Raw genomic sequence first — 21,550 nt, forward strand, 5'->3', positions numbered from 1 at the left:
GTTGGAATATGGAGACATCGGAAGAAAAGTTTGGGTCTGGCTTATATTCTGAATAAATACCGCGATTTAAACCTGAATATCAACGCTACCGTTGACGTGAACGGATGAAATATTTAGGTTGCCGAAGTATAATATGTTTTTGAGACCATGATTCATCATATAAAAACGGGATGGGGATGCTATTGAAAGACCCGCGATTGCTGACAGATTATGTAAAAGCGCATTGGTATTTTTACTTGCTGGCCGTTGCCTGTATCGCGCTCGCCAACATTACGCAATCCTATTATCCGAGGGTGCTCGGTAATTTTACCGACGATCTTCAGAAGGCGGGCATTTCACCGCCCGTCATTCAGAACTACGCCATGATTTTACTTGCGATCGGGATTGGATACGGCGTGCTAGGCGGATTCGGACAGTATATGATTATGCGTATGGGGCGGTTGTTTGAATTTTTTACGAGAAAAAAATTGTTCGAGCACTTCACCACGCTGGGAGAAAGCTACTACTCGAAAAACGGTGTCGGCAAGCTGCTCAGCTACGTCATGAACGATGTCAAGAACGTGCGGGATGCCATCTCCCAAGGCATCAACCACACGACCAACTCGGTCATCATGATCATATCCGTTATCGTCATGATGCTGCTCAGCTCGATTCCTTTGTACTTGATCGTCATCTGCGTTCTTCCGATGCTGGCGATCCCTTGGACGGTCATTTACTTCGGGCCGAAAATCCGCGAACGATCCAAGAAAGTGCAGGAATCGCTGGCCACGATGACGGAATCGGCAGAGGAGCAGTTCGGGGGCATCCGCGTAACAAAGAAATTCGCCGTGGAGAGCATCATGCGCGGCCGCTTCGGCGAGACCGTCGACCGCATTGTAGAAAACCAAGTAAAGCTTGTCCGGATGTCCTCCCTATTTCAGGCTTTGCTCCCGTTTTTGGGTGCGTTATCGCTCATCATCTCGATTGCGCTCGGCGGATATTTAACGATTCAAAAACAAATTACGCTCGGCAATTTCGTATCGCTCACCTTGTACCTGCGAATGATCGTGAACCCGCTGCAGCAGATTGGCAACGTTATCAATACGATGCAGCGGTCGCGCGCTTCGCTGGAGCGCATTAACAAACTGCTTGCGATCCCACCGGAAATTCAGGAAGCCGAGCATGCTCTGCCTCTCGAAGCAAAAGGCGCCGGCATTCGAATCTCCGGTTTGACGTTTGCGTATCCGGACGCAAAGGAGGAAGCGCTGCACGATATCGACCTGTATATTCCGCCGGGCAAAACGTTGGGCATTATCGGCAAAACCGGCAGCGGCAAAACGACGCTCGTCAAACTGCTGCTCCGCATCTATGATCCTCCGGCAGGAACGGTCAAGATCGGCGACGTCGATATTCGAGAGGCTACGCTTGCGAGCTTGCGCAATCAAATTGCATACGTGTCGCAGGACGGCTTCCTGTTCAGCACGACCATACGCGACAATATCGCTTTCTATGACAGACAAACGGAATTCGCCAACGTGGAAAAAGCGTCGAAGCAGGCGCAAATTCATGACAACATCGTCGAATTTCCGGAAAAATTCGAGACGCGGCTAGGCGAACGAGGCATTACGCTGTCCGGCGGACAGCGGCAGCGAACGTCGCTGGCGCGCGGCTTCATTAAGAACGCTCCCGTTCTGATCCTCGACGACAGCGTAAGCGCCGTCGATGCCGTAACGGAAACGAAAATCATCGAAAATATTCGTTTGGGCCGTAAGGGCAAAACGACGATTATTATCGCGCACCGGATCAGTGCGCTGAAGCACGCCGATGAAATTATCGTGCTGGATGAGGGAACCATCGTACAGCGCGGCACCCACGCGCAGCTGCTTGCGGAGGATGGCCTTTACGCTTCCCTCTACTCGATCCAGGAGGAGGGGACACGCTATGCCGAAGGAAAATAGTCCGATCCAGCAGGAGGAGGAAATCAGCGCCTCCTATCAGATCAGCCCGGAGAACCGCCGGGCCGCATTCCGGGCTATGATGAGCTACGCGGGTCCGCACCGGAAGAAGTTTGTGATCATCTTCTTCTGTACGTTTCTCGCCATCGCAGCCGATTTGCTGCAGCCTTATTTGGTGAAGATCGCCATCGACAACAATTTGTTGATCGGCAAAAATGATTTCGGGATGCTCCTCATCATCAGCGGCGTTTACTTGGCGCTATCCGTGATCGGGCTGACCTTCACTTACTTGCAAAACAATTTGCTCCAATTTACCGGTCAAAGCATCGTCGGTCGTATTCGCAAAGATTTGTTTGAGCATATATCGAAGCTTTCGATGTCCTTCTTCGACCGGTTTCAAAGCGGCAGCCTGGTGACGCACGTATCGAGCGACACCGAAACGATCAGCCAGTTTTTCACGCAAGTGTTTCTGAGCTTGATCCGCGACGGCATGACGTTAATTTTCATCATTTTGCTGATGTTTCATCTTGATCCGACGCTTGCAGCCTACAGCATGCTGCTCATTCCGATTATCGCCGCCATTGCGATCGGTTTCCGCTCGTATATCCGCAAGACGTATCAGCTTGCAAGGACGCAGTTGTCCAGGCTCGTCGCTTTCGTAGCCGAAAACTTGGCGGGGATGAATCTGATCCAGGCGTTTCATCAGGAGAGCGAACAGACGAATAAGTTCACCGACCGGAATAAAAAGTATTATCGCGCCAATATTCGGGAAGTAACGACGAATGTTTTGTTCAACCGCTCGTTTGATCTGCTGGGCAACTTGTCCATCGCGTTTATCGTATGGATCGGCGGCATGGCCGTATTCGCCAAAAGCATCGAATTCGGGGTGTTGTATGCATTCATCACGTATATTCGCCAGTTTTTCCAACCGATCAACAACATTACGCAGCAGTGGAATACGCTTCAATCCACCATGGTGTCGATGGACCGGTTATGGCGCATTTTCTCGATGGATCCGCAAATCAAGGACGCCGAGCAGCCGAAAGCCGTCGACCTGCGCTCCGTCAAAGGGCGCATCGATTACAACCATATCAAGTTCGGCTATTCGGAGGATGCGCCGGTCATTCACGATCTCGATCTTCACATTCGCCCGGGCGAAATGATCGGCATTGTCGGTACGACGGGCGCCGGCAAAAGCTCGCTGATGAGTCTGCTGTGCCGGTTCTACGAGGTGCAGAAAGGCAGTATCCAGATCGACGGTACGGATATCCGGGACATTCCGCAGCATACGCTGCACCGGATGATCGGCCTCGTGCAGCAGGAACCGTACTTGTACTCCGGCAGCATCGTCGATAATGTAAGGCTGTTCGACGAGAGCATTTCTCGGGAAGCGGTCATCGAGGCTTGCCGCTTTGTCGGTGCCGATGCGCTCATTTCGCGGCTGAAGGACGGATACGACACCCGGCTGTCGGAACGCGGCAGCGGACTGTCCGCCGGCGAACGGCAAATGATTTCGTTCGCGCGAATCGTCGTGTTCGAACCGAAAATACTCATACTCGACGAAGCTACCGCCAATCTGGACTCCCACACGGAGCAGCTCGTCCAGTCAGCGCTGCAAGTCGTCTCCCAAGGAAGAACGACGCTAGTGATCGCTCACCGCTTGTCGACCATTATGCAGGCGGACCGCATCATCGTTATGCGTCAGGGACGCATCGTTGAGGAAGGCACGCATTCGCAGCTGCTTGCCAAAGAAGGCTACTACGAGCAGCTGTACCGCCACTCGCAAGGTAAGCATGCGCTAGGCGCAAGCTGATCGAAACCGCAAAGCCATTACGTCTTGCCGTCTCGGCAGGCCGTAATGGCTTTTTTGTCGTTTCTACGATTAGCGCTCACTGATGGCCTCTCTTGGCTCGCCGCGGCAACCAGTCGGCGGCTTCGGCATAGTGCCCGCATTCCAGCGCCAGCATCCCTGCGGCCAATTGCTCGGGATAGCTCAAAATCGCGGACAACTGCGCGCATTGGCCCGAATGCTTATATTTGACGCATGATTCCCGGTTGTTACGATCAGGACATGATGTGATCGCGGCGGTGTTTCCTTATCTTTTGATGATCGTACTAGCGTGCGTCTTCCTTAAGCAGTGCCAGACAATATGCCAGCCCTGCACACGATAGCGATTCGTTCCAATCCACCCTTCCTCCGATCGTCGTCAGCACTTGTTTCTCACGATCCCGGACCATCACTACATCGCCGTTATCCAGAACCGGGATCTTCCGGTACCTCCGTATTAACGTTCGCAGCGCAGGGTCCTCCTACCGATCGTTCATACTGTCCGTGAGAAACAACGTAGCATTCAAATACCGTCTGGCAAGCGAGTGAAAATATGACGTTTGAATCGAAATGGCTGCGATAAACAATACGTTCCGCAGTGCTTCCGACTGATGTTTGGTCAAATGCGGAAGCCGTTTCGCGTAGCGATCCGCGGCGGAACGAACCGCAATTTCCGTCAAGGCGTCCTGATTGCGGCTTTCTTTTACATGGCCGTCCGTATCCATCAGTTGGTCGTTATTCGCGTCCAGCTCCTCGAACATGCCGGAATACGAAACATATAGATCGAGCGGTCCGATGACGTCGTCCTCGTCGGTTTGCGGTTTATTGAAGAGCAGTTCGAACAATTGAAGAATCGAAGCGAAATCCAGGTTGGATTTCAGGTCATCTATAATGAACAGCAGCGCCGCCTGGTTCAATGAGTACTTTCTTCCCATCTTGGGACATTCGAAATACGGTTTGAAATCCCGCTTCACCCAATTTTGCATCGATGTAATGGACAGATGGGAATATTCGATAAGCTTGCCGAGCGTAGCAATTTCTTGCAGTGAAAATCCTTTGACGCCGCCACCCTTAATCATTCTTTCGATGATCGGCGGCAGCTCGGTCGTTAAAAACACCGGCAGCGATTTGCCCGCCTCCAGTGCGTCGCGATGCGCCTTTTTCCACGCTTCCTGAAGCACTTGAAGCGGAGTCAAGCTGTGACGTCCATCGAGTGCGAGCAGCAATGTAGCCATTTCTTTTCGGGTCAGCGTAAAAGCCTCCATCGTCCATCCTCCTTCTTTTCAAGTTCAATTGAACTTATCATACGACTATTAAGAATCGTTGTAAACACGCAATAATGGCTAATAACGCGCGGTGTGCCCATCCTATTCGGTTCAAATCGGCGCTTAGCACCAAACGGAGCACAAATGCGGCATTGCTAGTTTCAGGTAGAGTTCGTATTATTAGTTCATAAGAACTTAAAATTTATTACAAAGGATTGTGGTAACCAACATGGGCATAGGCCTAAATCTTTTTTTGATCGTTGTGCTTATCGTATTAACGGCGTTTTTTGTAGCAACAGAGTTTGCCATTATCCGCATTCGTTCAAGCCGCGTCGACCAGCTAGTGCTCGAAGGTAGGAAAGATGCGCTTGCCGTTCAGCGGGTTATAAGCAATTTGGACGGATACTTATCGGCGTGTCAGCTTGGTATTACCATAACAGCTCTCGGACTTGGCTGGCTTGGCGAGCCTACGGTCGAGAAAATGCTGCTTCCCCTGTTCGAACATTGGCATTTTAACAGCGAACTGAGCCATGTATTGTCTTTCTTCATCGCCTTTCTATCCGTGACTTATATTCACGTAGTGATTGGGGAACTGGCACCGAAAACGTGGGCCATCCAAAAAGCCGAGTTTATTACATTTCTCGTCGCCAGACCGATCATTATATTTCATAAAGTAATGTATCCTTTTATTTGGTTGTTGAACGGTTCCGCCAACAAATTGATTCGTTTGTTCGGCCTGAAACCGGCCAAAGAACACGAGGAAGCCCATTCGGAGGAAGAAATTCAAATTATTTTGAGTGAAAGCCTGCAGAGCGGGAAGATCAACAATACCGAGTACGGGTACGTGAGCCGCATCTTTGCTTTTGACGAAATGGTAGCCAGAGAAATAATGGTGCCGCGTACCGATATGATCTGCTTATACACCGAAAAATCGCTGGCCGAAAATATGGCCATTATCCGTAAGGAACAATATACGCGTTTCCCTGTCGTTAAAGACAATAAAGACCATGTCGTAGGCATGATCAATACGAAACAGTTGTTTTTGGAATACCAGGACAACAGCGATTTCGACTTTAGCAAGCTCATCCATCCCGTATTGACCGTACCTGACGCACTGCCGGTCAAATCGCTGCTGAAGCGCATGCAGCAGGAGCGCGTGCATATCGCCATCCTAGTCGATGAATACGGCGGAACCTCGGGTCTCATTACGATCGAGGATATCCTGGAAGAAATCGTGGGCGAAATTCGCGACGAATTCGACGCCGACGAGCGCAAAGATGTTGAAAAGCTGGACGACAACTGCTACTTGCTAGACGGAAAAGTATCGCTTGATGACGTTGGCGCACTGACAGGCATCGACCTGACCAACGAAGAAGCCGAAACGGTCGGCGGTTGGCTGTACAGTCAAATAACCGACGCGAAAGTGGGAAAGTCGTTCATCCGCGACAATGCGACGTTCATTATCCGCGAAGCCGGCAAGCATCGTATCAAAAAAGTAGAGCTCATTATCGAGCAAGAGGAAAAGCGTTCTGACGAGGACACTCGGTCCGCCTAACGTTTATAACCAACCCCGGCGCCTGCTGTTTTTAACAGTATGGCGCTTTAGGTTTGCCGATACACGCCGGTACGCGCCATATTCCGCTGTCTGCGATACCGATGTGGCACAGCGCTTGGGTTATTATTTGATGGTTCACCCAAATATTGCCGAAATCATTGACGGTATGCTATAGTAAAGATGTGTTTTATTTTGATTTTAGTAACTTAATTCAAAAACAAAATTCGAATGGAAGTGATTTCTTCATTGAATAAAGAGCACCATAATGATATGAAACTGGGCATCCCCTACGACGAGGGGCAGCTTCAAATGCTGTTTACCCGAGGCGGACCGCGCCGAGGCGCAGGACGCAAAAGCACCGGCGAAACGCGAAAAATATCGTTAACGATGACCAGGGAAGCTTGGGTGGAGCTTGAGCGTCGGTGCGACGCTGCCGGCGTCAGCAAATCGGAGCTGCTCCGATCGCTCATCGAGCCTGCACTGTTCGCGAATCCAGCGCCGGATGCGGGTGAATAAAGTGATCTTTCATATCGTTCAAAGCGAATTGCTGAGAGCGCTTCAGCTTGTGTCCAGAACCGTTGTAGCAAACAACCCCGTCCCGATCCTTTCCGGCATTTATGTTTCCGCCGAATTGCAGCAGCTTATGCTCATTGCCGGCAACGCCGTCTCGAGAATTCAATACCGGATACCGGTGGAGCGAAACGGCTGCGAGATCGTTCAACCCGGAAGTGTCGTGGTTCCGGCAAAGTATTTGCTGGAGTGGGTTCGCAAGCTTCCGCCCGGCGTCGTAACATTCGAAGTCAGCAGCGCGTTTCTCGTTACGGTTCGCTCGGGAGCGGCCGTGTGCCGCATCGGCGGCATGAACCCTGAAGACTATCCGTCAACTCCGGAGAAAACCGCCGTATACCCGGCTTTCCGCATCTCGAACGAAGCGCTAAAGCGAGCGATTCAGCAAGTGGCGTTCGCCGTATCGACTTCGGAGTCAAGACCTGTACTAACGGGCGTTCATTGTCAGGTAAGCAACACTGCGCTGCGCCTGTCGGCATCGGACAGCATACGGCTAGCAATCGGGCAAGCACCAATACAAAGAGAGAGCGAGACCGATGCGGAAGTTCCGCCATTCATCGTCCCGGGCAAAGTGCTGTACGACTTTTCCAAAATGATTCCGGACACGAAGGAGATGACCCGAATCGTCGTCTGTTCGCAGCAAATTAGGCTGCAAACCGAGCAGCTGGAAGCTCACCTGATGCTGCTTCTCGGTACGTATCCTTCGGTGGACCGTATCATTCCATCCGAGTTTGCTACGGAGATGGTTGTCAGCACATCGGGATTTCTGGAAGCGATCGAACGCGTTACGCTGATGAGCGGTGAAGGGAACCCGGTGAAGCTCGATAGCACCTGCGCGAAGACGGTTCAATTCGCTTCCCGCACGGCGGAAATCGGCGAAGTTTTCGAAGAAGTGCCGGTTCGCGACTTGTCCGGCGAGGCAGTGTCGGTATGTTTTAACGGAAAGTATATGACCGATATCGTGCGCGCTATTGATAGCACTCATCTGGCCGTCCGGTTTTCGGGGAAGAGCAGCCCGATTTTGCTGCAGCCGGCAGGTTGTCCCGATTCGCAGTACTTGCTCACTCCGATTCGTACGCATGCATGAAACTGCATCATAAATAAACGGATAGGATTTTGAGGGTGGAATCGTCACCTTCGTCATAATAACCTAAATCGGAATTAATGGTGTCACATCGGTAGTGAATGGAATGTGGTTGTTAGGTTTATTAACCATATAACTGAAGACATTTTTAGAAAAGTAAAAATAATAAAGCCAGCCAATTCTTTATGAGAATGACTGGCTTTATTCATTTGGAGTCGTAATCCATTTTTCTCCCCACTCGCGCATTTGAAGGAGTATTGTCCTATATTCCTTACCTTTTTCCGTTAAAGAGTATTCTACGCTTATAGGAATTGTCGGAAACACTTGACGATTTACGATTTTATGATGCTCCAAATGACGCAGGATATCTGTTAAAGATTTTATGCTAATGTCGCCCAAATTTCTACGTAACTGATTGAAACGTTGAGAACCATAATACAATTGAGAAATAACGAAGAACGACCATTTGCTGCCTATAACTTGTAACGCTTCGTTAACAGCGACAAGGCATACTTGTTCATCATGTCGGTTCAACCAATCACCTCCTAACATATATATGGTTAATTATTATTATTAAGTAGATCTAAATAAAGTGTCTCCTTACAAAAATATATCATTTGATTTAATATTTCAATAGGGCATGCACAATAACCCAGGCGACTTGGAGAGGTATAGAAAAGCCCAAACAAATCCATGAAGGAGGAAGCATATGACTTCTTTTAATAAGACAGTTTTAGTATTGGGAGCTACCGGCCAACAAGGTGGCGCGGCAACGGCACATCTGCTCGCTGATGGTTGGCAAGTGCGTGCATTCACCCGTGATACTTCAAGTAAGACAGCTCAGACCCTTGAACAGGCTGGCGTACAACTTGTCTCAGGGGACATGGGGGATCGCACATCGCTAGATACTGCTATGCAAGGAGTGTACGGGGTCTTCAGCGTTCAACCCCCTGAATGGAATCCTAGCGATGTCTCTACCACCGAAGAGATACGATTGGGTAAAAACGTGGCTGATGCAGCGAGAGATGCCGGGGTTCAGCATATCGTCTATTCATCGGTTAGCGGTGCAGACAAACAATCCCGCTTTCGTTACCTTGCCAAGTGGGAGATTGAACAATATATTAAGACGCTTGGTCTTCAGGCAACGATATTGCGCCCGTCTGGATTTATGGAAAGTTACGTTAATCCGTTTTATGGTATTAAAAATGGAACGTTAGCAGAAGCCACAAAACCGGACGTACCTGTAAAATGCATAGCTGTAGATGACATCGGAATGTTTGTCATGCTTGCCTTTAAACATCCCGACATATTTCTGGATAAGACGATCGAAATCGCCGGTGATGCACTGACACCGACTAGCATTGCCGCAGCCATTACTCATGCGACTAATCACCCGATTAACTACGTCCAGATTCCTATAGAAACCGTGCGTCAAAATAACGAGACCTTGGCCCAGCTGTATGAATGGTTAAACGAAGAAGGTTACGAAGTAGATTTTCCGACATTGCGCAAGCTTCATCCTGGTCTTATGAGTTTCGACATATGGCTGGAGAAGAAAGGTAAAGCAATGTTCGAAGCCCTGTTTCGTTGTCAGCAAACAAGTTCATGATGATAAGGGTGTCCGACATTATGGATTTTTTCAGAACACACCGACTTCAGACCGTGTATTCTCTGCTGCCAATATTACAATAACAACCACTTTGATTGCGATATTGGAGAAGGGCGAATTGTAAACCCTTTTCCACCATAAGATCCGGATACCAAATAAACAAAGCACCCTTCCTTGAATCCCAAAGAGAGGGTGCTCTATTATGACCGAACAACGAATTACTTATTCCTCGCCTGTTCCGATTGAATATATTTCTCCGCTTTTTCCTGCGCCGTGCGAAGTACGGTGTTCACGTCTTTCTTGTTTAATATCATATCGAGCAGCGATTCCCGCAAATATTTATAATTCTCGTTGTCATATTCCGGCGATGGAATCGGCGCTTGCGCCGGCTTTACTTTAAATACGCCATCGAGATTTTTGCCTTTGTAAATGTCCGTCTTGGATGCAAACTGCTTCTTCATTTCCTCATTGTTCAGTATGGTCAAATTAGTGCCTTTGTTCATCTCGGCTTGCGACTCGTCGCTGATCATCGTCAAAATGACGCGATAGGCGGCTTCTTTGTTTTTGGAAGTAGGCGGCACCATGAACGATTGGAACTCGATTTCCCTGCCGAGGCCCGGCTTGTCGTCAAACACCGGGTGGCCGGCAACGTCCCAGTTAAACCCTTTGCCCTGTTCGTTCAACTGCGGCAGACGGCTTGTAAGAGCGGCGAGCCACGTTTGCATCATCGCAAGCTTCTGATCTTTAAGGAAGTAATCGATGCCGTACTGCCACTTGTTGGCTGCGCTGATATAGCCCGGGATGGCATACATCTTCTGCAGCAGTCCGAATGCTTTGCGGTAACCGTCCGAATCGAAAGCCGGCTTCCCGTTCTTGTCGATCGTACCCAGCGAGTAACCACGGGCAAAGGTTCGTTCCGAACCCGGGTCCAGTCCAATGTACTGATTGCCGTTATCCAGACGGGTTACCTTTTGCGCAAGATCGATCGTTTGTTCCCACGTCATGCCGTCCTTCGGATAAGGAACGCCGAACCGGTCAAAGATGTCTTTGTTGTATACAAGTACTCCGTAGTTAAGCGTATACGGAATACCGTACAGCTCGCCTTTTTTTCCATACGTTTTCAATGCATTGATCGCCTGCGGTTCGAATCGGTTCAGGTCGACTCCGTACTTTTTCACAAAATCATTCATATCGCTGCCGACTTCTAGCGGAAGCAAGCCGCCCATATAAAAGTGCGTCGTTGCGATCAAATCCGGCACTTCGCCGGCTGCGATCATCTGGTTGAGCGTCGTGCCTTTGATGAGCTCGATCGTAATGTTCGGGTGCTTCTTCTTTACGGTGCCGAACAGCGCTTCTACGTCAGCCGGCGTATTGATCGCCGCATTGTGGGAGTAAAGCCTGACCGTGACCGGTTCGGTTATAACAAGATCTTCCGGTTTGCTTGTTCCGGTATCGGCGGCCTTCGGGGGCTCCGTCTTTCCGCATCCGGACACTGCCATTGCAACGGCCAATGCGGATACCAACGTGACGCTTAAACGTTTCTTGCTTTTCATACCTTTCCTCACCCTTTACGTTTAATGATGAATGATTTCATGAAACCACTGCAGTGACGGAGCCTCAGGATGTTGTTTGATGTTTTACCGCAAAGCTCCATGCGGCCGTCGGTACGGCCGAGTTTCCTTGCCGGTCCGCCGCCTCGACGACGACCCGATGCTCCCCCTCTTCCAGATCGTGTTCCGCTTGGTAGACGATCACCCCCGTTACATAATCAAATTGATGTTGCTTGGCCTCGCCGTCAATCCATAACCGGATTGTGGACGGTTCAACGCCGCTGCCCGCATCTTGCACGACGACGGAAATGAGCGGAAGGCGTTCGCCAATGTTCGAATCCGGCTCGGGCCTCATCCTGGAAAATACGGGCCCTTCGACGTCTTCATTCAAATTCACGTATTCCGCACGAAAATCGTCCAGGTACAGGGTTCCGGCAGATTTGTTCGCGTCGTCAGGCTCCGAGAGCGAAATATGATGAACGCGGATCGGAAACAACGTATTTTTCGGAATATCGGCATGCACGTACTTCCAACCGATCCAGTCAAGTCCGCCCGCTTCGGTAAAATTCAAATACCGCTCATGCCCGGTTGCATCCCTGATTCTTACGCGCAGCCAGTGGCCTGCTCCGTCACCGTACACCCATAAGCCGAAACGGTACGGCTCTCCCTCGATTTCGCGCCCTTGTTCTCCTTGGGCGTTCAAAATTTCTACGACAGCTCTGGAGCCGCCCGACGTATTCGTGAAATCGTAAGACAACTTCCCGGAAAACGTACCGAAACGTACCGGCGACGGTCTTGCCGCACGAACCAGTGTTACGGAATGCGGAACGGCGTTCACAAAAGAAACGGTGAGCGTATCGAGCGATTCGAAATCGGCGATCATGAGATGCGGCTTGCCTACATGGACGGCGGCTTCCGCCCGAACGTCGCCCCACGCGGCCGTCACAACGCCTTGCGCTACTTCGGAGAGCGCGTGGAGCACACCGTTTGCGGAGCAGCTGCCTGCCGTTGTCGTCCACGCAAGACGGTCCTGCGACAAGGCGATTTCTTCTCCATCTTCATCGTATGCTTTCGCTTGAAAAGCGAAGGTGCCTCCCGGCTCCACAACGGCAGTTGCAGGCTCTATTGAAAGATGATGTATCCGGTCTGTGACCTGTATCTTTTTGGATTGCTCGCTGCCGCCGCTTCGCACAGTAACCGTTCCTTCCGCCGGTTCGGCTCCGGCCATAAATTCGCCCGATGGTCCGATCGTTCCGATCTTGCCGATAAGCGACCACACGAGCTCTCCCGAGGTAATCGGAACGGCATTGTAATACCGGTCATGTCCTTTCGCGGTAAACGAAACGCTGCTTCCCGCCAGCACCCGCTGAGGCATCCCCGGCCGAATCACGAGCGCTTCCAGCTCCGATAAAGGCGCGGTGGAAACGATGGCCAGCGCATTGCCGACCTCGCGTTCGTACCCGTCCGAAGGGCGATTCATGAGGCCCGCCCGCTCTTCTCCCGGCAGGCGAACGTAGCATGTCGTGGAACCGCCCCCGTCCAGATTGATCGCATGCTCCATGCCGAGCTGCTGCAGCAGCTGCGCGCCTTCCGCAAGCGTCATTCCGTTCGAGAATCCGGGCTGCCGTCCGTCGACAAGCAGCATGTACAGCTTTCCGGCTCTCGTCGCAAGCATCGTCCGGGGATGGCGGTCGCTGTTCAGCCGAATGGCCCGGTCGAACAAGGCATCCGGCACCTCGCCTGCCCGGAGCAGCACGAATCCCAAAGTCGAGCTGCCGGATATGACTTGCTTCGCCGCATGAATGCCTTTATCGTACTCAATGTCGAGCCGCACGGCTTTTCCCGGCGCCAGCCGCTTCTTCAGCTCATCCGCCTTCGCGCCGACCGCCGATAGGACGAGAGAGGAGCCGTCGATTGCCGTGTTCGCTCCTTCCGCGACCGAGGCGACAACGCCCTCCCAAGGCTCCCCCGGGACGAGCTTAACCGCCTGCGCCGGCTGCGCGGAAGCGATCACCGCTTCCACGCCTCCATCCGGCGTCCGGGTCGAGTCGCCGAACCGCCACGTATACGCGAAAGCGTGATCCGTATGGTTCCGCGTACGCGTCCGGTTCACCATGTCGACGTTAAGGATGTAGCCGTCCGCATCGTACAATCTGGCTTGCATCGCCACTTGTTCTTCCAGACGCACCGTACCGTCCGCCATGACGGCCATAAGCACTTTGGTCTTCGCAGGCGACGTGATGATCTCGCCGTCCACGATCTGCAGCCCGGACGGAACGCCGATATAGCTGAAGAAGTCGCCGTTTACCCCGGCCACGACGCGTCTGCCGCGGCTTTCCGTCTCTTGCAGCAGGCGGCCGACCGTTTCCAGCCGGACCACTTTACCGAGCGACGATACGGGCTCCAGGGCAGCATAACCGTTCAACGGATCGATCTCGATCAAGTGAACCGATTCCGTCAAGCCGTCCCGTTCCAGCGTACGGCTGACGTAATGGACGCCCGGCGCCACGTCCGTAGCGCACTCTTTGACAATGTTCCAATCGCTATCGCGTTCGGTTGCAACCGATTTGTGTGACATCTGCTACCTCCTCGCCCGAGTCATGTATTCGCGGGTGAAGCGCTTTGGCCTGCGCGCTGCGCATCTACACAGCGGCAGCCGGGATCTCGACATCCAGCCCGAACACGTAGCGCTGAATCGCTTTCGCTACGCCGGCGCGTTCGTTCGTGTCGGTCATAACGTCCGCTTCCAGCTTCAATTCGTCATCCGCATTGCCCATCGCCACGCCCAAGCCGGCCGCGCGAATCAGATGCAGATCGTTCAAATTGTCGCCTACGGCCATGACTTGATCCATCCCGATCCCGAGATGCTCGCATACCTTACGGATCCCGCTCTCTTTCGTCACGCCCTTCGGCGAAATTTCCATATTGGCGATATTCGATCTTGTAATCTCCAGCTCGCCCCACCCTGAAACAATCTCGCGAATCCGCTCCATCTTAGGCAAATCGTAGTGGCGTATGCCGAACTTCATCCAATCCCGCTCGAACATTTCCTCCGTCCAATGACGCTTGCTAGTCAGGCTTTCGACGCTGTAGCCCCAGAAATGCGCCTCCCACTCATCGGCCAATGCCTTCAGCCTACGGATGTGCTCGCGGCTGATCGTCTGCCGTTCCTTCAGCACATTCGGCCGCTCCCAAATTTCCGCGCCGTTCACAAGCACCATCGGGGACTGGAGCGCGAGCTGCTCCCAGTAGGCTTGGGTCGTCTGCGTCCCGCGGCCTGTCGCAAATACGACCGTGACGCCCGCGTTTTCCGCGCGCTTGATCCAAGTGCTTGTTTCTTCTGTGATCTGTTTTTCTTCCGTCAGCGTCGTCCCGTCCAGGTCGAGCGCCAATAAGCGATATTGCGGCTTCATGAAGTAGATCCTCCTCCGTCCCTCAAGGGGTCGTAACATTTATTTACATCGAGAAACTTTCGATCGGCACATCGAAAAATTGGTTTACGACGAGGCCGCCGGCAAGCGTCGATTCATCGGGGGTTATCGGCAAATGCTCAAGCACAACCCCTTTGCAGGAGTCAGGTATCGTTGCGAAAATGCGATTGCGAAGCAGCGGCAGCAGCCTGTGTCCGAGCACATCGACCAGTTTCCCGGTGAACAGGACATGATCCGGATTAAAGATGGTAACCAGATTGCTGATCGCCAGGCCCGCCGCTTCTTCGATGGCCGCGAATAAGGCCGCCGCTTCCGGATCTCCGGTATCGAGCAGTTGGTTAAAGTTCTCGAGCACATAGCCCCCGTTGCGCTTCAAACCGCTTACTGAAGCGAGGGTAGTCAAGCATCCGGCAGCGCCGCAGTGGCATTTGTGCAAATGCTCGCCGCTAAAAGCTTTGTAATGGCCGAATTCGCCCGCAACATGCGTCGCTCCCGTACATAATTGGTTATTAAGAACAATCGCACCGCCGATCCCGTAGTCAAACTTGATCGTAATATTGTTGACGGAACCAGCAAGCCGTCCTTTTAAATTTTCCACCAGCGCAAGCAAGTTGGCGTCGTTCTCCAAATAAACCGGCAAATCGTACAAGCTTTCCAGCTTCTCGCGCAAAGGGTACCCGCGCCAGCGAAGGCCTGGAGAATAAATGACCAAGCCTTGTCGGGCGTCGACGAGTCCTTGAATACTGCAGCCGATTCCCTTCAATTGGCTTGCGTTCGGCACATGCAGCAGCAGCTCGTTGATCGTTTGGCGAATAAATTCGAGCGGGTGGTCCTTCCCCTCATAGACAGGTACATCAATTTTGATTTCCTTGATCACGCGATGCTGGAAATCTATGAGCGCACCGCGGACATATTTGACCGCGATTTCGATCCCGATCGCGAACATCTCGTTCGTCTTTACGATAAGCGGGATCGGTTTGCGCCCGCTGCTGCCGGAGACCGGCTCGGTTTCCAGAACGTAGTCTTCTTCCAGAAAACGGTTGACGATATTGGTAATCGTCTGCTGGGTCAGACCTGTCTTATCGGCGAGCTCGACCCGCGATATCGGTCCGTCCGTATAAATCAGGCGCAGCACTCTTTGTTGATTGATCGATTTAAGCAGTTTGTTGCTGGTTGTTCTTTCAGACTTCAACGGCAAACAGCACCTTTCTCATTTCCCCATCATTTGACGGGAGGGCATGTTGAGCGCTTTTTCTATCCAGGGCAGCGTCAACCGGTAAGCCTTGATTTCCTGGAAGGTCAGTTTTCTCTGCAGCCCTACGATGCTCGACAAAGTGCGGGCGGCGTAAAAGGAAGCAGGAATATCCAACCTCTTCATAATATAATGCATTCGGCGAATATGGAAGGAATTTGATACGAGAAGACAGGAAGATAGCCCGAATTCCTCCATCAGAAGTTTGCAATTGACGACATTATGCACCGTGTTGCGCGAGCGCGTCTCCATAATAATGCGTTCCGGAGGCATCCCTTGAGCGATCATGTAATCTCTCATAATTTCCGCTTCCGTGAACTTCGAACGGACGGCGCCTCCCGATAAAATGACATACCGGTAACGGCGCTCCCGAAACAGCTGCAAGGCGGCGTCGAGCCGTTCTTTCAATATCGGATGTACCTGGTCATTGTCGCACCGGTAACCGAGAACGATTAGCGCATCCGCATCGCGGCGCTGCAGCCTGGCGGTATGCATCCATACAAAATAAGTGAGCGGCACGGCCGCCGCGGCGAGTACCAAGATGATAAGCACGGTCCATAACAGTTCCATAAATAAATGCGATTCTTCCTTTCAAGAGCAGAAATTCGTAGTTGAAGTAGGTGCGTTGCGAAACATTAACATTAAGTTAATAAATCAATTTGATTAATTATTATAATACGATAAATTGCCAGCTTCTTCAATATGTTTACGATAAATAAATATAATATTTTTCCGTGCACTGGCGTTCTCTGCATAATAAGAAAAAAACTCCTATCGGAGTCCTTCTGAGCAGCCAGACCGTATAAAAAAACGGCTGTCCGCCCAGCCGTCTACATCGATTACTCCGCTATGTATTTCCCCTGCTCCTCCAGCTTGTCGATCTGTCTGCATATTTCATGCTGCCACTCGGTATCCCCCGTCATGGAAGCCACCATCGACCAATTGTACAGCGAAGCCAGCTTTCTGGCATACTCTGCGTTGTAATGCAAGCACGCCGACATTTCGGACCGTTCGATATCCGTCAATTCTCTTTGCTGCTGAAGCGTCCACAGCTCCGCAAGTCTCCAATGGACGGAAAGCATACATTGACCCCCTTGCCTTGCCTCTTTATTGCAATAACTACTACCCAGTATAGGCAGCGCATCGGTCTTTTAGACAACAGCCTCCCGTCAGACATACTATGAGACGGCCGGAAACACAATTTGAAATACTGTCCCTCGTCCGACTTCGCTCTGTACGTTAATTCGCCCCATCATTCCTTTAATGATATTGAACGAAACCATCGTACCGAGTCCGGTTCCTTTCTCCTTATTGGAGAAATACGGAGACCCCAGACGATTGATCTGCGCATCCGTCATTCCGTTGCCGATATCGCTGATGCGCAGCACGACGAACCGTTTATTCCGTTTGGCGGTAATCGTCAGTACTCCGCCTTTGGCTTCCATCGCTTCGATGCCGTTTTTGGCGATGTTGATGATGCTCTGCCTGAATTTGGATCGGTCGCCCGTGACGTACAGATCGACGTCGAATTCCACGACGATTTCAACGCCGCTCAAATTCGCGTAAGAGGTCAGCACCTTGCTTACATAATAAATTTCATCGCCGATGTTCAGTTTCTCGTTCAGCTCGGGGTGTGGCTTGGCTAGCGACAAATAGTCGTTAATGATCTGCTGGGCGCGATCAAGCTCGTCCAGACATAGCTTGCCATACTGCCGCTTCTTTTCCTGGTCGACCTGGGTTTGCGTCAGCAGTTGAATGAAGCCCCGCACCGTCGTGAGCGGATTTCTAATTTCATGCGCAACGGAGGCCGAGATGACGCTCACCACTTTCATCTTCTCCGATTCGATCAATTCGTCACGCAGTTGAACGCTTTTGCGTATCGACTCGATAATATAGACCATAAGCGCCATAAATACTGCTTGCACGACATAGAACATAATAGCATGTACGAACACATATTCCGGATCGAACAAATAATTGCAGGCAATGCCCACAAGCTTGCAAAAAAACGATATCGCCGCTGAGACGGCCATTTTATAGCCAAGCGTGAGCGTACGGTACTTTTTTTCGGCAATTGCAATGCAAAGCAAAGCGAGGGAACTGGAGATCAAATTCAGATATGCACCCTCTCCGCCCAGCGCAAACCGCACGCCCACCAGCGTAGCGACAAGCGCGACGGAAACGGTTCTGTTGCTATAAAAAGAAGCCATAATAAATGGAAGGATGCGAAAATCAAACTGCAGACCGGACTGAATAGTGATCGGAAAAAACATGCAAAGCATTATCGAGACGCCGAACAACGAGTAATGCAGCGCATTGCTGAGGGCGGGCTTTTCTTCCAGCTTCTTATTCAGCAGAAATTGGTAAAAAATAAGGGGGGATGTGACGAAAAATACGTTTAACAGTAAGCCCTCGATCGTGTAATTAAACATATTTCTTCACCAACTTCTATTAAATTGTATGTATAATACTACCATACGCGCCTGCCGCCCTCTAGTTATTTTTAACGTTCCGCAAAACAAATAGAGACGGGCTTCGCAGCAACGCCTCTGCAAACCCGTCCCCCTTCTTTATATTAATGCTGCAGCACTTCCGCGATGCGGACCGGCCGGTTCTCCTTCACCGATTTCCATACCGCTTCCCCCGTCCCGATCGAGTAAGCCCCATCCCGGCTTCCGGACAAGATGCTGTACGAACGGTTCGGGTCCGGGCCAAGGAACAGGTCCTCGAGCAGCACCGGATCGCCTCCGCCGTGACCGCCCTGCCGCATCACTACGTGAATCGTTTCCTTCGACCCGAACAGCGGGAAATAATCGATCGTCTGCACCGGTGTCGGGAAAGGGACGCGGCTCGGGGCATGGAATTCCATCGTCTCGAGGCGGCCTTTCGTTCCGTTTATCGCGAGACGGTACCCTTCGTACGGGAGCGAGAAATTGACGGAATAGCTGAGCAGCGCCCCGCCGTCGTATTTGACCGTTGCCGTATACGTATCTTCAATGTCGATCTCCGAATCGTAAATACAGGCATCCGGACGGTAGCTGGTGTAGGCCGGTTTGTCCGTCTGCAACGTGCCCAGATGGTCGTCCTTCACCGTAAGGCTCGCGCTCCGACTGTTCCAGCGCATATGGTATGCGCAGCTTTGCCGCACGTCGCACGTACCGCAGTACCTCCCGTCCCGCTTCTCCGGATTCAGCTCGCCTTCCGGTCCGTAATAGTTCAGTGCGCCGTAAGCGAATGCTTCGACAGGCGTTTGCCCGATCCACCAATTGACCAGATCGAAGTGGTGCGAGCTTTTGTGAATCGATAACCCGCCGGAAATATCGCGAACCCGGTTCCAACGCTGAAAATAGCTCGAGCCGTGATACGTGTCGATGTACCAATTCAGATCGACGGAAGTGATGCGCCCGACTTTCCCCTCGAGCACCATTTCTTTGATCCGGGTATGAATCGGAGCGTAACGGTAGTTGAACGAAACCGTCACGCTGCCCTTGCTTCTTGCCTCCGCATCCATAATCCGTCGGCAGTCGGCGCCTGTCGTCGCCATCGGCTTCTCCGTGATGACGTCCAGATCGTGCTCCAATGCCTGAATAATATAACGTGCGTGCGTATCGTCCCGGCCGGTAACGATAATGACGTCGGGCTTCGTTTCCGATACCATGCGGTTGAAATCATCCGGCCCGTACTCGTTCACATGCGCCACCTGCGGGCACTTGCTTTTGCATACTTCGTGCCGCCTCGGATCGATATCAAGAAGCGCGACGACCTCCGCGCTGCCCGAGAATGTTTTGGCGATGGGCTGAATGAACATCCCGATCGCCCGGTTGCTGACCCCGCAAACCGCATATCTTTTGATCATGTCTGCAAACTCCTGTTCGTCGTTATAATATATAATTAACGGTACAACAAACTGTTGTCGATTTGATGCCCGTGTCCGTCATAAGCCGCACCGAAGAAGCTTTGTCCCCCAACGTAGGCGGGAACCTCCTCTGCACGTCCGGACAACGCCGCTGCCAGTTGCAGCAGGATTAGCGCTTCGGGGCAATCCAGCTTCACGTTTTCGCTCTCGGCAGAACGGTGGAAATAACCGTCCCGGAAGCTGCTGCGCAGCAAGTTCATGCCGAAGCGTTCCGCCGCATCCAGGTACGGCTCTGTGCCGCTCCACCGGTACAACTCCAGCAATGCCAATATCGCATGCGGGTCAAGCAATCCGCTAACAGCTTCAAGTGCCGGTGCGGCTCCGGGCACGGCGCCGATATCGCCAAGGCCGAGATGCAAGCCGATGTTGCGCGCGACGCTCCACAGCAGCGGTTGTGCGGTAAAGCGGAAACCGCGCACGTATGACCAGAACAGCAGCGCATCGCCATGAACCGGCTTGAATACATCGCCTCGCCGGCCGTAATAGCCGTCCTTCTCCATCGTTATGCCGGTCAAACGGACACCGCTTGTCAAGATCGGATGGAACGTATTATCGTGCATGTCATACGCATGAGCGGCGTACGCGATCAAATCTTCCGCAGCCCACTGCCCGAATTCCCGCCCGGCTTCGCCTAACGTCTCGGCGAGCGTGAGCTTGCAGAGGGCCGCTGGGCCGAGGATGGTGCGCAATTGGCCTACGGAAGTGAGCTTGGCTTCGATGGGTTGCTCCCGGCGAAGCTGCTCGCCGAACTGCTCGATCGCCCGGTCGCCTCTGCCTCGCGGGCCCGGAAGAATCGAGATGCTGAACTGGTAGCCGCCGAGCCCGGTGTTCGAATTTCGCGTTTCCACATACCGGCGCGCCAGTCTTTTGGCCCACTGCAGCGGCTTGTCATCCCCGCCAAAACGGTACAATTGCGAAGCGGCGTATACAAGATCGCTGCCCGCGTTAATGAACGTTAGACCCTGGCCTTCGAAAAACACGTCGCCGCCTGCATATTCCCGGCTCCATACGCCGCCCTCCGGAGGTGTTTTCGGCTTTCCGTGCCGGCTGAACTCCAGATTGGACCAGTCGGTAATGTGACTGTCCCACAGCGCTTCGATATAGCTCCGCGTCGCTGCCGGATTGACCTCGTACATCCATTCGTAGTAAGGAAAATGGCATTTCAGCTCGTGCTGCGGCCCTTTATCTGACGCATAGACTTGCTTTTTCCCGGCCAGGTCAAAAGCCATATGCCCGCCCCAGCATAGTAAGCCGCCATACCGCAGCTCCCGGAAAGCATAGCTCAGCGCTTGATCCGCCGCTTCCCGGTAACGCCCTTCTCCGGTCAACCGGCTTAAGCCGGACAACGTCCGGAACAAGTGCTGCTGGTTGGCCAGATTGGACAAGATCCACTCCTGCCCGTCCGACTTCCATCTGACATGCTCTCCCGTACGCACATTCAAGCCGTCGGCGAATAGCGGCGTAGCGTCGCTGCCGTACCGGTCCTTTCCGTGCCGGAGCACGTTATCCGCATATTCGCGCACCGCTTGCAGCAAGGACTCTCCCCGTGAAGCCATCGG

18 protein-coding genes are annotated in these 21,550 nt (G+C 52.3%); 6 read left to right on the forward strand and 12 right to left on the reverse strand.

All coding sequences use genetic code 11. The features are described from left to right. Nucleotides 1-182 precede the first annotated feature (182 nt). Nucleotides 183-1,937 carry an ABC transporter ATP-binding protein gene (locus tag ACFQI7_RS06520; RefSeq protein WP_218098465.1) on the forward strand — a complete coding sequence of 585 codons (1,755 nt, stop codon included), beginning with the start codon at nt 183-185 and terminating at the stop codon, nt 1,935-1,937. Then, the gene (locus tag ACFQI7_RS06525; protein ID WP_218098466.1) at nt 1,921-3,747 is read left to right on the forward strand and encodes an ABC transporter ATP-binding protein; all 1,827 of its coding nucleotides are present in this window, start codon (nt 1,921-1,923) and stop codon (nt 3,745-3,747) included. The genes ACFQI7_RS06520 and ACFQI7_RS06525 overlap by 17 nt, the downstream gene beginning before the upstream one ends. A 302-nt stretch (nt 3,748-4,049) precedes the next feature. On the opposite strand, the gene ACFQI7_RS06530 is transcribed toward ACFQI7_RS06525, so the two are convergent. Together ACFQI7_RS06530 and ACFQI7_RS06535 are read right to left on the reverse strand one after the other, a co-directional pair. Then, nucleotides 4,050-4,172, reverse strand: a complete 123-nt coding sequence (locus ACFQI7_RS06530) for a hypothetical protein (protein WP_268966818.1) — start codon at nt 4,170-4,172, stop codon at nt 4,050-4,052. 72 nt (nt 4,173-4,244) lie between these two features. Continuing rightward, nucleotides 4,245-5,027: a DUF1836 domain-containing protein gene (locus ACFQI7_RS06535; RefSeq protein WP_218098467.1), complete on the reverse strand. Its 783-nt coding sequence runs from the start codon at nt 5,025-5,027 to the stop codon at nt 4,245-4,247. Between the two features lie 229 nt (nt 5,028-5,256). On the opposite strand from ACFQI7_RS06535, the gene ACFQI7_RS06540 reads away from it, so the two are divergent. The 3 genes from ACFQI7_RS06540 (at nt 5,257) to dnaN (ending at nt 8,236) form a co-directional block, all read left to right on the forward strand. After that, nucleotides 5,257-6,582: a hemolysin family protein gene (locus tag ACFQI7_RS06540; RefSeq protein WP_218098468.1), complete on the forward strand. Its 1,326-nt coding sequence runs from the start codon at nt 5,257-5,259 to the stop codon at nt 6,580-6,582. A gap of 270 nt (nt 6,583-6,852) precedes the next feature. Continuing rightward, on the forward strand, nt 6,853-7,098 hold the full coding sequence (locus ACFQI7_RS06545; protein ID WP_218098469.1) for a hypothetical protein: 246 nt from the start codon (nt 6,853-6,855) through the stop codon (nt 7,096-7,098). Continuing rightward, complete coding sequence (gene dnaN, locus ACFQI7_RS06550; protein ID WP_218098470.1) at nt 7,091-8,236, forward strand: DNA polymerase III subunit beta; 1,146 nt, start codon at nt 7,091-7,093, stop codon at nt 8,234-8,236. Before ACFQI7_RS06545 ends, dnaN begins: the two co-directional genes overlap by 8 nt. A gap of 198 nt (nt 8,237-8,434) precedes the next feature. Here the strand turns inward: dnaN and ACFQI7_RS06555 are convergent, their stop codons facing one another. After that, on the reverse strand, nt 8,435-8,767 hold the full coding sequence (locus ACFQI7_RS06555; protein WP_230414842.1) for a winged helix-turn-helix transcriptional regulator: 333 nt from the start codon (nt 8,765-8,767) through the stop codon (nt 8,435-8,437). Nucleotides 8,768-8,942: 175 nt separating this feature from the next. Here ACFQI7_RS06555 and ACFQI7_RS06560 point away from each other — a divergent pair, with 175 nt between their 5' ends. Beyond that, a complete protein-coding gene (locus ACFQI7_RS06560) occupies nt 8,943-9,842 on the forward strand; it encodes an NmrA/HSCARG family protein (RefSeq protein WP_218098472.1) in 900 nt (299 codons plus the stop codon). A gap of 218 nt (nt 9,843-10,060) precedes the next feature. On the opposite strand, the gene ACFQI7_RS06565 is transcribed toward ACFQI7_RS06560, so the two are convergent. The 9 genes from ACFQI7_RS06565 to ACFQI7_RS06605 all read right to left on the reverse strand — a co-directional run bounded on the left by ACFQI7_RS06565 (nt 10,061) and on the right by ACFQI7_RS06605 (nt 21,547). Beyond that, on the reverse strand, nt 10,061-11,395 hold the full coding sequence (locus ACFQI7_RS06565; RefSeq protein WP_218098473.1) for an ABC transporter substrate-binding protein: 1,335 nt from the start codon (nt 11,393-11,395) through the stop codon (nt 10,061-10,063). Nucleotides 11,396-11,459: 64 nt separating this feature from the next. After that, nucleotides 11,460-13,970 (reverse strand): phosphodiester glycosidase family protein, encoded by a 2,511-nt coding sequence (locus ACFQI7_RS06570; RefSeq protein WP_218098474.1) that lies wholly within the window; start codon nt 13,968-13,970, stop codon nt 11,460-11,462. A gap of 64 nt (nt 13,971-14,034) precedes the next feature. Beyond that, on the reverse strand, nt 14,035-14,805 hold the full coding sequence (locus tag ACFQI7_RS06575; RefSeq protein ID WP_218098475.1) for a Cof-type HAD-IIB family hydrolase: 771 nt from the start codon (nt 14,803-14,805) through the stop codon (nt 14,035-14,037). A gap of 43 nt (nt 14,806-14,848) precedes the next feature. Beyond that, entirely contained in the window at nt 14,849-16,015 is a 1,167-nt protein-coding gene (locus tag ACFQI7_RS06580; protein WP_218098476.1) for an ROK family transcriptional regulator, read from the reverse strand. A gap of 18 nt (nt 16,016-16,033) precedes the next feature. Continuing rightward, entirely contained in the window at nt 16,034-16,645 is a 612-nt protein-coding gene (locus tag ACFQI7_RS06585; RefSeq protein ID WP_218098477.1) for a YdcF family protein, read from the reverse strand. Nucleotides 16,646-16,914: 269 nt separating this feature from the next. Beyond that, entirely contained in the window at nt 16,915-17,157 is a 243-nt protein-coding gene (locus ACFQI7_RS06590; RefSeq protein WP_218098478.1) for a DUF7667 family protein, read from the reverse strand. A 96-nt stretch (nt 17,158-17,253) separates the two neighbouring features. Continuing rightward, a complete protein-coding gene (locus ACFQI7_RS06595) occupies nt 17,254-18,507 on the reverse strand; it encodes an ATP-binding protein (RefSeq protein ID WP_218098479.1) in 1,254 nt (417 codons plus the stop codon). Nucleotides 18,508-18,650: 143 nt separating this feature from the next. Continuing rightward, a complete protein-coding gene (locus tag ACFQI7_RS06600; protein ID WP_218098480.1) occupies nt 18,651-19,931 on the reverse strand; it encodes a Gfo/Idh/MocA family protein in 1,281 nt (426 codons plus the stop codon). 35 nt (nt 19,932-19,966) lie between these two features. After that, nucleotides 19,967-21,547, reverse strand: coding sequence for a hypothetical protein (locus ACFQI7_RS06605; protein WP_218098481.1), 1,581 nt, complete (start codon nt 21,545-21,547; stop codon nt 19,967-19,969). Between the last annotated feature and the right edge of the window lie 3 nt (nt 21,548-21,550).

Source organism: Paenibacillus allorhizosphaerae, from assembly GCF_042659105.1.
Classification (GTDB): Bacteria; Bacillota; Bacilli; order Paenibacillales; family NBRC-103111; genus Paenibacillus_G; species Paenibacillus_G allorhizosphaerae.